Consider the following 12,249-nt stretch of genomic DNA (forward strand, 5'->3'; position numbering starts at 1 on the left):
CGTTCTGCGGCAAGGACGATGACCTCCATGATTCCTCAACGCCAGAACGACGACGTCGCCGACCGGCTCGCCCACGTGCGCTGGATCGTCGGTGGCTGTGGGGCCGGGAAGAGCACGGTGGCGCGTGCGTTGGCCGAGCGGTGCGGGGCCGAGGTCTACAACGGCGATCGTGCGGAGCACAGTTGGCTCGCGCGGTGCACGCCGCAGCGGCATCCGCGCCTGGCCGCGCTGCGGGGGACGGCGGCGGGTGGGACGTGGGAGGGGCGGACCTCGGAGCAGGTGTTCCGGTCGATGGCGAGCCTGTACGGGGAGACCGCGGGCTTTCTCGCCGAGGATCTGCGGACCGGGCCGGGCGATCGGGTCGTGCTGGTGGACTATTTCGGGATCCTGCCCCGCGACCTCGTACCGTTGCTCGCCCGGCCCGAGCACGCGGTGTTCCTGCTGCCCACTCCGGAGTTCCGGGAGGCCGCCCTCCGTGCACGCTACGCGGATCGAGGCCGTGCGCAGGCCACTTGGGGCGGCGGCGACCCGGCGGGCATGCTGGCGCTGCGGCTCGGTCGTGATGCGCTCTGGGACGCGGAGGTCCGCCGCCAGGCGGAGGAGCACGGGCTGGACGTCGTCACGGTGGACGGCTCCGTCCCGGTGGCGGACCGGGTCGAGCAGTTGGCTGCGCGCTTCGGACTCGGCTTGGGGGACCGGGCGGAGGATGCCCCGGCCGAAGCGCGAACCAGGCTCACGGCCCGTGAACCACACCGATGATCGACAGTTCCCCGCTGCCCTTGCCGCCGCGTTGGCCGTGCCGTTCGACTACGACGGCGGGGACGGGATCGACTTCGAGCCCTTCCCGGCGTTCCGGTCCGCCGAGGACACCGCCTTCTGGTGGCAGGCCTGGACGGGCAACGAGGAGGTGGACGGCGAGGAGTTCCGGGTGTTCGGACAGGACGGCTCGGGCGGGTGGGCGGCGTTCTGGCTGGTGCGGCCGGGGCGGTCGGTCGTCGATCAGCCGGTGGTGTTTCTCGGCTCGGAGGGTGAGACCGCGGTGGTGGCCCGTGACCTGGGGGCCTTCCTGTGGCTGCTGGCCGGTGGGTTCGGCCCGGCCGAGGCCGCCACGGTCGGGCGGCGCGGTGGGTGGACGGGTCGGCCGCGGGGCGAACTGTCGGCTGTCGCCGAGGAGTTCGCCCCGGAGCGGCGGCAGCCGGCGGCCGAGGTGATCGAGGACGCGGCCGCAGAGTTCCCCGGATTCGAGGACACCGTCATGGGGTTCTGCCGCTGACGGTGCGCCCCGGGCGGTCGGCGGTCAGTGGTCCGGGGTCAGTCGTGGCGGTGGGCCGGCGGGACGAGCAGGCGGGCCGTCAGCCGGCGGGCGGCGGCGCGGTGGTCCTGGCGGGGGTAGCGGATGCGTGGGCCCTGGAGGCGTTCGTCCGGGACGGAACGGCCGAGGGCGGCCGTCCAGTTGGGGTGCTCCAGGACGACCACGTGGGCGTCGTGGTGGGCGGCCTCGTCCTCGTCGTCGTCGTGCGGGGCCAGGTGCAGGCGCAGTCGGGTCCGGTCCAGCCACTGGGCGGCGAGTACCTGGCGGCCCCAGGTCTCGGCGAACATCGCCCGCTCGGCGGCGTTGTCGAGGTTCACCAGCAGCAGTTGGCCCTCGAAGTGGTAGCCGCCGTCGTAGTCGCCGACGCCCACCGCGAGCAGCGGGCTGCTCGGGTGGAACGCCAGCGCGTTGACGTGGTGCGGGCAGTCGATCCGCCGCAGGAGTCGGGGGCGGTCACCGGTCGCGAACAGGCCTAGCGTCGTGGCCTCGCCGTACGGGTCGGCGCACGCCACGGCGAGCAGCCGGCGGGCGGGGTCGGCGACGGCGAGGACGGGTTCGCCGAGGGCGGCGAGCTCGGAGACGGCGGTCATGCGGGGTGAACTCCGTTGGTGCGGTGGGTCAGCGGGGTGCCGAGCCGGCCCAGATGACGTCCTTGCGCTCCATCCGGGTGCCGTGGGTGAACTGGAGCGTGAAGGGGTCGGCCGAGGCGTTCGGCAGGGCGAACTCCTCCAGCGCGGTGGCCTCCTGGCCCGGGCCGAGGGTCTGCGGGAGCATCTTGAACCGGTCGCCGCTGAACACCGGACGGGCGAGGCTGCCCCGGGAGTCCTTGACGATGAGCGAGCCCGAGCCGTACAGCGACAGTTCGGCGGAGCCGGTGTTGACCACGGTCACCTGGACCAGGATGTACGTCGTGTCCGGCGGGAACGTGGCGCCGCTGCTCCGGCTCGGCGGCGAGGCGGGGGTCGGTGCGGCCATGGTGACCTTCAGGCCGTCGGGGTACGTGTAGCTGCCGCCGAAGGACAGGCGCCGGGCCTTCTCGTCCGCCTCCCGCGCGGCCTGCTCGGCGGCGGCCTTCTTCGACCGCTCGTCCGCCAGGCGCCGCCGCTCGGAGTCGTCCCGCTCCTGCTGCCGCACGGTGCGGCTGTGCTCCCGCATGTCGGAGCTCAGGTCGGCGATCAGGAGGACGCCGGTGCTGACGGAGGCCAGCAGGCCCACGACGCCGAGAGCGGTGCCGGTGAGCGCCATCGCCCGGTTGGTGGCCAGGCGCTTGCGGACCAGGCTCAGGCCGACGCCGCCGAAGCACACCGCGAGCAGGGCGGGCAGCCAGGAGAGCCAGAACAGGAACAGCGGCAGGCAGAGCACCACGCCCACGATCCCGAGCACCAGGGCCGTGATGCCCACGCCGTTGCGCGGCTCCGGGGTCGGCACTGGGTACTGCGCCCAATACATGCCGTTCGGGTGCGGCCCGGGGGCCGGGAACGGGCCGGGAACCGGCCCCGGCATCGGCGGGGGAGCCGCCGGCGGCACCGCGTTCGGGTCCGGTGCGGCCCACGGGTTCCTGACGGGCGCCGGCGCATCCTCGAACACGGGCGCTGACGACGGCGCGGGCGCGGGCTGGGCCTTGGCCTCGGGTGCGGCCTCGGGCCGGGCCGTGGCTTCGGGCTCGGACGCGGGCCGAGCCGCGGGCTCGGACTCGACCGGGGCCGCGGCCGCGGTTTCGGGCTCGGGACGGTCGGGCGGGGCGGGGACGGTCATGCGGCACCTTGGGCTTCGGGACGGCGGTGATCGGCGCATCGATCGCGACCAGGAAGTCTCTCCTGAAGGACCGTCGGGAGGCGAACCGATTTCCGTATCGTCCCACGGGCGGTGGCGCGTGCTGAGGGAGGGTCAGACCGGCCCGAGGTAGGTGTGGACCACGGCGGGCTGCCCGGCGGCCGTCAGCCAGTCTCCCGGGGCGGTGCCGACGCGCCGCCAGCCGGTGCGCTCGTACAGCGCGATGGCGCCCGCGGCGTCGGAGTCGACCTCCAGCACCGGCCGGCGCCCGTCCGCGGCCGCCGCCTGCACCGCCCGGGCCAGCAGCGCGCCGGCCAGTCCGGTCCGTCGGGCCGAGACGTCGACGAACAGCCGTGCCACGGCGGCGAGTTGCGAGGCCGGTCGGCCGACTGCCGCCGCCAGGTCGGGGCCGGTGCGGGTGAGGGCCACGTGGCCGAGCACGGCCGGTCCGTCGACGGCGACCCATACGCCGAGCAACTCCCGTGGCGTCAACCAGTGTTCGGTCTCGGCCGACCACACCGCCGGATACCCGTCGACCCGGTGGACGGCGGCCAGCATCCGGACACAGGCGGGCAGATCGTCGTCGTGTCGCGGGCGGATCACCGGTTCGGCCATGGCCCGATCATGGCACGGGGCGGCCCGCCCGCCTCAGGTGGTGCAGGAGAGGACGCGGCCGTCGGTGGTGCCGAGCAGCAGGCGGCCGGGGCCGGGGACGGTGAGGGCGGTCGCGACCACCGCGACCCGGCCGACGGTCAGCGGGCCCCGTCGCCGGACGGTGCCGTCGGTGGCCGACAGGGTCACCAACTCGGCATCGTCGTACGCCAGATGGACGGCGTCCCGGTCGACGTCGAGGTCCAGCGCGGTGGCCGGTCGGTCGGTGCGGAACACCCAGCGCGGCGTGCCGTCGGCCGGGCCGCGGCGGACCACGAAGGAGCCGCCGGGCTGCAGGCCGTGGCCGTCGTGGACGGTGCCCGCGTACACCAGGCTCCCGTCGGGGAGTTCGACGCCCGGGCCGGGCAGGTGGGTCTGCGCCGGGTCCCAGGACAGCGGAAAGCAGCCGCGGTACCGGTCGGACGGCCGGTACGGCCGGTCCTCGGCGGGCAGTTGCGAAGGGTCGGCCGCCACCAGCCACTGCTCGGACTGCGAGGGACGGCGGTGCGGGGCGGTGTACACCAGTCGGCCGCGCCGGATCCGCAGGTCGCCGTACCGGAACGGGACGAGGGCCGGAGGGCCGTCCGCACAGGCCACCAGCGTGAAACGGCCCGGGAGTTCACGTCGCGCGAGAAGGGAGCCGTCGGTGAGGGAGTGTTCGGCGACCGACGGCGGCTCGGCGGCCCGGACGAAGACCGACCGTCGGTCGGCGGCGACCGCGAACTCGCCGCCGTAGCCCTCCCGCCGGAGCGACCAGGCGACGGTGTCGGACGGCGTGCGGCACTCCACCGCCGCCTCGGGCGTCGCCAACAGCAGTCGCCCGTCGGCGAGTTCCTCGACGGCGCCGATCGGGCCGCGCGGCTCCCGACCGCTGTGCAGGCCGTCCAGCAGGAGGCGGGCCGCCGCTGCGCCGTCGGGTCGCGGGACGGCGAGGCGCGGCCCCGCCAGCTCCGCGGGCGGGACGGACGCCGGGGCGACGGCGCGCCAGTCGTCCCGGTGCAGCTCGGCCAGGTGGCCCTCCTGCCACGCGGCGCGGTCCCGCCAGTCGTCCGGCGGGGCGAGCAGCAGCCGCAGCGACCGCCCGTCCAGCCACTCCAGGCCGAGCACCTGACGGCCCGACCAGTGCTCGAACAGCGAGACGGCGGCGCCGGATTCGAGGTCGAGCAGCAGCAGCTCGCCCTCGAAGAAGTAGCCGCCGTCGTAGCTGCCGGTGCCGATCGCGAGCAGCGGCAGGTCGGGGTGGAAGGCCAGCGCGTGCACGGGGAAGCGGCAGCGCGCCAGGGCCACGCAGGCCAGGTCGGCGGTGCGGTACACCGCGACCGGCTGCGGCCACGGGCCGACCGCCCGGCCCGCCACCGCGAGCAGCCCGCGGCGCTCGTCCGGCACCGCGAGCACGGGGTCGCAGGCCTCGGCGAAGGGGCGGTCGGCGAGGACGCGGTCGATGCGGAAGGCGCTGGTCACAGTGGTGATCCTGGCAGATCGTCCGGGCCGGGAATCTTCGTGGGGGAACGAAAGTTGGGATCTTCGGTCGACGGACGGCCGGATCGGACAGTCGGGGGAACGGCGATGGCCCATCAGGGCGGGGCGACACAGGGCGGGGCGGCGCAGGGCGGGGCGGCGCAGGTCGATGAGGTGCGGGGCACCGTGGCGGCAGGGTTCGAGGGCGTGCGGGACGAATTCGCCGCTGTGCTGGGCGAGATGCACGAGTCGCCGGAGGCGCAGCTGGTGGTGCACGTCGGCGGGCAGCGGGTGGTCGACCTGTGGGCCGGCGGCGGGACGGACGCGGACACCCTGATGAGCGTGTTCTCGATCACGAAGGGCGCGACGCACCTGGTCGCGGCGCTGCTGGTGCAGGACGGCGTGCTCGACCTGGACCGCGAAGTGTCTTCGTACTGGCCGGAGTTCGGCGTGCACGGCAAGGAGCGGCTGACGCTGCGCGAGCTGCTCGCGCACCGCTCGGGCGTGCCGGGGGCGGACGGCGGCTTCACTGACGAGGAGCTGGCCGACGACCGGGTGATCGCTGCCCGGTTGGCGGGTCAACGGCCCTTCTGGGAGCCGGGATCGGCGTACGGCTATCACGCGTTCGTGATCGGCGCGCTCACCGGCGAGGTTGTGCGGCGGGTGACGGGGCGTTCGATCCAGGAGATCTTCGAGGAGCGGGTCCGCGCCCCGTACGGGCTGGACTTCTACCTCGGCCTGCCCGAGGAGTTGGAGGCCCGTCGGGCCGAGACGCTGCCGCTGCGGCCGACGCCGGAGCAGGCCGAGCGGCTCGCGGCCAGGACGGTCGACCCCACCAGCATCCTCGCCGTCGCCGGCAACCGGAACGGGCCCACCCCGACCGACCTGGTGGAGTTCGCCAACAACCGCACCGTGCGGGCCCTCGGGCCGACCTCGGCCGGCGGCGTCGGCACCGCCCGCGGCGTGGCGGCCATGTACGCGGCGGCGATCGGGGAGGTGGCCGGCCGGGCCGCGCTGCTGAAGCCGGAGACCATCGTCGAGTTCGCCCGCCCGCAGTTCCACGGCACCGACGTGATCACCGGGAACGAGGACGTCTTCGGCCTCGGCTTCGAGGAACTCACCGCCCTGTTCCCCCCGTTGGGCCCGGACGCGTTCGGCCACAGCGGGGCCACCGGCTCCCTGGGCTTCGCCGACCCCGGCAGCGGCCTGGCCTACGCCTACACCCGCCGCCGCTTCGGCCTCCCGTCCCGCTACGGCGCGGGCCCGGAGAACCACCGCCTGATCGCGGCCGTCTACGCGGCGCTCCGGGCGTCCTGACGCCGCGTCGGAGCCACGCGTTGCAGGCCGGCTCCCGTGGGGGTGGGAGCCGGCCTGCAACGGGCGGGGGCGTGCGGTCAGTGGCGGCCGGCCTCGTCGCGGCTCTCGACCTGGACGGCGGGCTCCAGCGGGGAGGCGATGTCCTGGGGCTTGCTGCGGGAGGCCCAGTCGCGGATGCCCATCAGCACCATGACGAAGAAGATGCCGTAGACGATGCCCGAGAAGTACAGCTCGGAGTGGATGGCCAGCGGCACGCCGACCAGGTCGACGGCCAGCCAGACGAACCAGAACTCGATGTAGCGGCGGGCCTGGCTGTACATGGCGAGGATCGAACCGATGAAGATCCAGGCGTCGGCGAGGACCATCCACCACGGCGCGCCCGGGTAGAACGAGGCGTCGGTCCACTTGAGCAGACCGCCGAACGCGGCGGTGCCGAACACCATCGCGCCGACCAGCAGGGCGCGTTCGCTCCCGGTCGCCCAGCGGACGTTGATGGCGCCTTCCTGCTCGCGGCTGCGCTTCCAGGTGGCCCAGCCCCAGGTGGCCGAAACGATGATCACGACCTGCCGGGCGGCGTTGCCGCCGAGGTGCACGTTCAGGCTGGCGATCAGCAGGAAGACCGAGCCGAGGATCTGCACCGGCCAGGCCACCAGCGAGCGGCGCAGGGCCAGCCAGACGGTGGCGAGCGCCAGGATGTTGCCCAGGAAGTCGGACCAGTAGACGGGGAGCCCGAGGAAGCTGAACTGCTCGTTCAGCCAGTGGAATGCGCTCATTACTCACACCTTTGTTCGTTCGGAGCGAGGCGGGGAGGGAGCGGCCGGCCCCGTGGGGAGAACTGGGGGGGGCAGGGCCGGCCGGGCACGCGGGCGTTGGGCGCGGACGTGGGTGTGGGGTGGGGGTGCGTGCCGTACAGGAAGGGAGGGGGAGGGGACGGGGAGCGAGGCGGGGAGGGAGCGGCCGGCCCCGCGTCGGGGGAAGCGGGGGCGGGGCCGGCCGGGCACGCGGGCGTTGGGCGCGGACGTGGGTGTGGGGTGGGGGTGCGTGCCGTGGGGGGAGGGTCGGTCGGCCCCGCAGGGGGAAGCGGGAGAGCGGGGCCGACCGGGCTTGTGGAGGGCGGGGGATGGCGGTGCGTCAGTGCGAGGCGGCGGCCAGGACGTCGCGGCCGTGCGCGGAGTCCAGCAGCGCCTCCGAGTGGCGGACGTCCGCCCGGGCGGCGAGCAGCAGCTCGTCCACCGAGGCGAACCTGACGGTGTCCCGGATCCGGGCGACGAACCAGAGCGAGACGCGTTCGCCGTACAGGTCGTCGGAGGTGTCGTGGCAGTACACCTCGGTGTGGATCCGCGGGCCGTCCTCGAAGGTGGGGTTGGTGCCGATGCTGATCGTCGCGCGGTGCACGGCGCCGGTGGCCGGGCGGGTCAACCAGCCGCTGTAGACGGCCGGTCGCGGAACGTCCGAACCGGGGTCGGGGGAGATGTTGGCGGTGGGGAAGCCCAGCCCCCGGCCCCGTCCGGCACCGTGGACGACGGTGCCGGACAGGCAGGTCGGCGAGGTGTCAGGCATGGGGGGACAGCTCGCGGAACTGGCTGGTGTGGAACACCAGCGGCTCCACGCCGGGGAACAGCTCGGTGGTGAGCAGCTCCATCAGGACGATCTCGTGGTCGCCGCCGTCGTACACCGCGCCGACCCGGGCGGTCAGCCACAGCGCGGCGCCCTCGATCAGCACCGCGCCGTCCGCCGTCGCCTGCCAGTCGGCGCCCTCGAAGCGGTCGCCCGCCCGTGAGGCCAGCCGCCGGCAGAGCGAGCCCTGGCCGTGGCTGAGCACGCTCAGCCCCAGCACCGGCCGGTCGGCGAGGCGCGGCCAGGTGGTCGAGGTGCGGGCCACGCTGACCGCGATCATCGGCGGCTCCAGCGAGATCGACACGAACGAGCTCGCGGCGAACCCGTCCGGTGCGCCCTCGCGCAGCGCGCCGATCGCGACCACGCCGGTGGGGTACGCCCCGAAGGCCCGGCGCAGCGCGTCCGCGCTCAAGTCCTCGGCGGTCGTGGGGTGGTGGGCGGGAATGGCCATGGCCGTCGCCGTCCTCTCGTCGCGAATGGCGTGGGTGGGGTGGGATCAGTGGCGGTACCGGGCGGCCGGGTGGCTGGCCGGCAGCGCCCGGTCGTCGGCGCCGGTCAGGCGCTCGCGCAGCGACTCGCCGTCCTCGTACTCGCCGCGGAACACGCCGCGCTCGCGCAGGATCGGCAGCACCGACTCGACGAACTCGACGGTGGAGTGCGGCTGCACGGGCGGCGAGAGCAGGAAGCCGTCCAGGTCCGCGCCCTCGGCGAGCGCGCAGATCTCGTCGGCGATCTCCTCGGCGGTGCCGACCACCGGGCGGGCGCCGACGCCGTGGGTGTGCCAGTCGGCGAGCACGTCGCCGACGGTCTTGTCCGCGAACCGGGCGACCTGGGTCTGCGACATCTCGGTGGACAGCGCGCTCATCGGGGTGTCCGGCGCGTACGAGGACAGGTCCAGGCCGGTGAACATCGCGTACGAGGCCACGGTGACCTCCGGGCGCTGCGCGTCCAGGATCCGCTGCCAGCGGCGCTCGGCGTCCTGGGTGGTCGCGCCGACCACGCAGGAGAACGCCGACATGATCTTGACCTGGTCGGCGGCGCGGCCGGCCTTCACCGCCTCCTCGCGGATCGCCTTGGTGTGGCCCGCCAGCTGCGCGACGCTGCCGCTGCCGACGAACATGCACTCGCCGTGCCGGCCGCCGACCCGGCGGCCCGCCGGGGACGCGCCGGCCTGGAACAGCACCGGAGTGCCCTGCGGGGACCGGGCCGTGTTGCCGTAGCCGTGCGAGCGGAAGTACGGGCCCTCGTGCTCGACCAGGTGCACCTTCGCCGGGTCGGCGAACCGGCCGGCCTTGTCCTTCTCCAGGGCGTCCGGCTCCCAGGACCCCTCCCAGTACTTGTAGACCAGGTCGAGGAAGTCCTCGGCCATCGCGTACCGGTCGTCGTGCGCCACCATGTCCATCCCGAACGCCTTCACGGCGGTGTCGGCGGTGCCGGTGGTGACGATGTTCCAGCCCAGTCGGCCGCCGGACAGCTGGTCCAGGGTGGCCAGGCGGCGGGCGAACGCGTACGGCGGCTCCACCAGCACCGAACCGGTCACCACCAGGCCCAGGTCGGTGGTCGAGGCGAGCAGCGCCGAGGCGATCACGAACGGGTCCAGGCGCGGCAGGTCGAGGGTCTCCTCGGTGGCGATCGGCGGGCGCACCCCGTTGATCTCCGACCAGCCCCAGGCGTCCGCCAGGAACAGGAAGTCCAGCTTGGCGTCCTCGCAGAGCTGCGCGACCTCGCGCCAGTAGCCGAGGGTGTCGAACAGGTGGCGGCGGCTTTCGGGGTGGCGCCAGGTGGCGGTGCCGCTCGCGTTGGTCTGGGCGTTCTCGAACAGTCCGAGTTTGAGGCTGCGCATGGGTGTTCTCCGTTGAACTGGGGGTGCGGGGGAGCCGACTGGTCGTCAGGAACCGCTGACGAAAGGCGAGTTGAGTCCCGTTCCGCCAAGAACTTAAAACGGTGCGGGAGTTGGTGCTGCGGGTGGTCAGGAGCCTTCGACGGCAGGGGAGTCGAGCTGCGCCGCGGTCGGCATGGAGGACTGGGCGCCGAGCCCGGTGACGGCCAACGAGGCTGCCCGGACGGCGCGTTCGGCGGCGGAGAGCAGGTCGCCGCCGCGGGCGAGGGAGTCGGCGAGCGCACCGCAGAAGGTGTCGCCGGCGCCGACGGTGTCGACGGCGTCCACCACCGGTGCGGGCAGGTGGACGGCCGGGCGGCCCGGCTGCTTGACCAGCGCTCCGTCCGCGCCGAGCGTCACCACGACGGCCCCGCACGGCAGTTCGGCCTTCTCCAGCAGGTCGCGCGCGCCGTCCGGGCCGGTCGGGCGTGCGACGTCGAGCAGGGTGGCGAGTTCGCCGAGATTGGGGACCAGGACGTCGACCGCCGCCAGCACGTCGGACGCGACCGGCCGGGCCGGCGCCGGGTTGAGGACGACCGTGCCGCCCTGCTCCCGGGCCCGCAGCACGGCGGCGGCGACCACGTCGGGGGCGATCTCGTGCTGCACCAGCAACACCTCGCCCGCACCCGACAACTGCTCGGGCAGGTCGGCGACGGTGAGCGCCGCGTTCGCGCCCGGGTTGACCACGATGGTGTTCTCGCCCGCCCGGTCGACGACCACCGAGGCGATCCCGGTGCTGGCGTCCGCGGCCGGGAGCACCGCGGTGACGTCCACGCCCTCGGCGGCCAGCGCCCGCAGGATCGTCTCCGCGTCCGCCCCGACCCGGGCCACCAGCCGGACCCGGGAACCGAGCCGGGCGGCTGCCACGGCCTGGTTGGCGCCCTTGCCGCCGACGCCTTCCACGAAGCGCTCCGCAAGCACGGTCTCGCCAGGTCGCGGCAGGTCCTGAACGGTCAGCACAAGATCTCGGTTGACCGAACCGACGACGGTGATGGACGACATCTGCGCTCCTTGGGAGCTCCTTGGGAGATCGATTTCCCACACTCTGGCCCAGCCCTCGCCGACCGTCAAGTACCCTCGTGCTGCGCATTCCGCCAGCTCGGACATCCCGGCCTGCGGCCGTCCGATCCGAGACCGCGCCGACACCGTTTCGACACCGGACCCGCCTCGGCGCCGCAACCGACACCGCTTACGACAACGCCTTCTGGCACCGTTCCCGACCGGGGAGGACCCCCCACGTGACAGCGCCCCGACTCCTCGACGTCGCCGCCGCCGCCGGCGTCTCCCGCGCGACCGCCTCACGCGTCCTGGCCGGCACCCCGCGCAACGTCGACCCCGAACTCGCCCGCCGCGTCGAGGACGCCGCCCGCGAACTGGGCTACCGCACCAACCACTCCGCGAGGGCGCTGCGCACCGGCACCACCGGCACCATCGGCGTGGTCGTCCCCTCCCTCGCCAACCCCTACTTCGTCCAACTCGCCGACGCCATCGCCCAGCAGGTCCGCGCCGCCGGCGGACAGTTGGTCGTCTCCGACGCCGCGAACTCGGTGGAGATCGAGGCCGAACAGATCGAGACCCTGCTCGGCGGACGGGTCGACGGGCTGGTCGTGGTCCCGGTCTCCGCCGCCGCCTCCGGCCCCGCCGTCCGGGCCGCCGCCAAACGGGCGCCCCTGGTCCTGTTCGACCGCTGGGCGAGCGGCTCCGGGACGGTCGCCGTCACCCTCGACAACGCCGCCGCGATGCGCCTGCTCCTCGACCACCTCGACACCCTCGGCCGCCACCGGATCGCGCTGGTCGCCGCCGACCAGGCGTCCTCCTCCGGCGCGGAACGCCTCGCCGCCTTCACCGGGGCCCGCGGCACCGGCGCCGCCACCGTCCTGCTCCCCAGCTTCACCACCGACGCCGGCCGCACCGCCGCACGACGGATCGCCGCGCAGCGCAACGAGATCGACGCCGTCGTCTGCGGGGCGGACGTCCTCGCCGTCGGCCTGGTCTCCACCCTGCAGCGCTCGGCCGTGTCGGTGCCCGGGGAGATCGCCGTCACCGGCTTCGACGACACCGAGATACTCGAACTCCTCGACCCGCCGATCACCTCCATCCGCCACCCGCTCACTGCGATGGCCGAACGCACCCTGACGCTGCTTCAGGCCCCTTCCAGGGAGCGGGCGGAGAGCGTGGAGCGCTTCGCCCCGCAACTGGTCGTCCGGGCCTCGACGGACGCCGACGCCTGACGGCGCGTCGG

At 74.2% G+C, this 12,249-nt stretch carries 13 protein-coding genes; 4 read left to right on the top strand and 9 right to left on the bottom strand.

Annotated elements, in window-relative coordinates; all coding sequences use genetic code 11:
* Positions 1-27 precede the first annotated feature (27 nt).
* Positions 28-759, top strand: a complete 732-nt coding sequence (locus CG736_RS33895) for a hypothetical protein (RefSeq protein WP_157815838.1) — start codon at positions 28-30, stop codon at positions 757-759.
* Positions 743-1,273: an SMI1/KNR4 family protein gene (locus tag CG736_RS33900; protein WP_100589960.1), complete on the top strand. Its 531-nt coding sequence runs from the start codon at positions 743-745 to the stop codon at positions 1,271-1,273. The genes CG736_RS33895 and CG736_RS33900 overlap by 17 nt, the downstream gene beginning before the upstream one ends.
* 38 nt (positions 1,274-1,311) lie before the next feature.
* Here CG736_RS33900 and CG736_RS33905 read toward each other — a convergent pair whose 3' ends face one another.
* From CG736_RS33905 to CG736_RS33920, 4 genes are all read right to left on the bottom strand, one after another.
* On the bottom strand, positions 1,312-1,902 hold the full coding sequence (locus tag CG736_RS33905; RefSeq protein WP_100589961.1) for a hypothetical protein: 591 nt from the start codon (positions 1,900-1,902) through the stop codon (positions 1,312-1,314).
* A gap of 28 nt (positions 1,903-1,930) precedes the next feature.
* Positions 1,931-3,067 carry a DUF4190 domain-containing protein gene (locus CG736_RS33910; protein WP_100589962.1) on the bottom strand — a complete coding sequence of 379 codons (1,137 nt, stop codon included), beginning with the start codon at positions 3,065-3,067 and terminating at the stop codon, positions 1,931-1,933.
* Between the two features lie 132 nt (positions 3,068-3,199).
* Positions 3,200-3,700 carry a GNAT family N-acetyltransferase gene (locus tag CG736_RS33915; RefSeq protein ID WP_232734363.1) on the bottom strand — a complete coding sequence of 167 codons (501 nt, stop codon included), beginning with the start codon at positions 3,698-3,700 and terminating at the stop codon, positions 3,200-3,202.
* Positions 3,701-3,733: 33 nt separating this feature from the next.
* Positions 3,734-5,197 (bottom strand): hypothetical protein, encoded by a 1,464-nt coding sequence (locus tag CG736_RS33920; protein WP_100589963.1) that lies wholly within the window; start codon positions 5,195-5,197, stop codon positions 3,734-3,736.
* A 105-nt stretch (positions 5,198-5,302) separates the two neighbouring features.
* Between CG736_RS33920 and CG736_RS33925 the strand changes: the two genes are divergently transcribed.
* Positions 5,303-6,511: a serine hydrolase domain-containing protein gene (locus CG736_RS33925; RefSeq protein ID WP_100589964.1), complete on the top strand. Its 1,209-nt coding sequence runs from the start codon at positions 5,303-5,305 to the stop codon at positions 6,509-6,511.
* A 77-nt stretch (positions 6,512-6,588) separates the two neighbouring features.
* On the opposite strand, the gene CG736_RS33930 is transcribed toward CG736_RS33925, so the two are convergent.
* From CG736_RS33930 to CG736_RS33950, 5 genes are all read right to left on the bottom strand, one after another.
* The gene (locus tag CG736_RS33930; RefSeq protein ID WP_100589965.1) at positions 6,589-7,284 is read right to left on the bottom strand and encodes a nicotinamide mononucleotide transporter family protein; all 696 of its coding nucleotides are present in this window, start codon (positions 7,282-7,284) and stop codon (positions 6,589-6,591) included.
* 358 nt (positions 7,285-7,642) lie between these two features.
* The gene (locus CG736_RS33935; protein ID WP_100589966.1) at positions 7,643-8,071 is read right to left on the bottom strand and encodes a riboflavin kinase; all 429 of its coding nucleotides are present in this window, start codon (positions 8,069-8,071) and stop codon (positions 7,643-7,645) included.
* Positions 8,064-8,579, bottom strand: a complete 516-nt coding sequence (locus CG736_RS33940; RefSeq protein ID WP_100589967.1) for a flavin reductase family protein — start codon at positions 8,577-8,579, stop codon at positions 8,064-8,066. The genes CG736_RS33935 and CG736_RS33940 overlap by 8 nt, the downstream gene beginning before the upstream one ends.
* Before the next feature lie 45 nt (positions 8,580-8,624).
* On the bottom strand, positions 8,625-9,971 hold the full coding sequence (locus tag CG736_RS33945; RefSeq protein WP_043908672.1) for an NtaA/DmoA family FMN-dependent monooxygenase: 1,347 nt from the start codon (positions 9,969-9,971) through the stop codon (positions 8,625-8,627).
* A 126-nt stretch (positions 9,972-10,097) separates the two neighbouring features.
* Positions 10,098-11,009 carry a ribokinase gene (locus CG736_RS33950; protein ID WP_100589968.1) on the bottom strand — a complete coding sequence of 304 codons (912 nt, stop codon included), beginning with the start codon at positions 11,007-11,009 and terminating at the stop codon, positions 10,098-10,100.
* 236 nt (positions 11,010-11,245) lie between these two features.
* On the opposite strand from CG736_RS33950, the gene CG736_RS33955 reads away from it, so the two are divergent.
* Positions 11,246-12,238 (top strand): LacI family DNA-binding transcriptional regulator, encoded by a 993-nt coding sequence (locus CG736_RS33955; protein ID WP_100589969.1) that lies wholly within the window; start codon positions 11,246-11,248, stop codon positions 12,236-12,238.
* The last annotated feature ends 11 nt before the right edge of the window (positions 12,239-12,249 follow it).

The sequence above is a fragment of the Kitasatospora sp. CB02891 genome, from assembly GCF_002803145.1.
Lineage (GTDB): Bacteria > Actinomycetota > Actinomycetes > Streptomycetales > Streptomycetaceae > Kitasatospora > Kitasatospora griseola.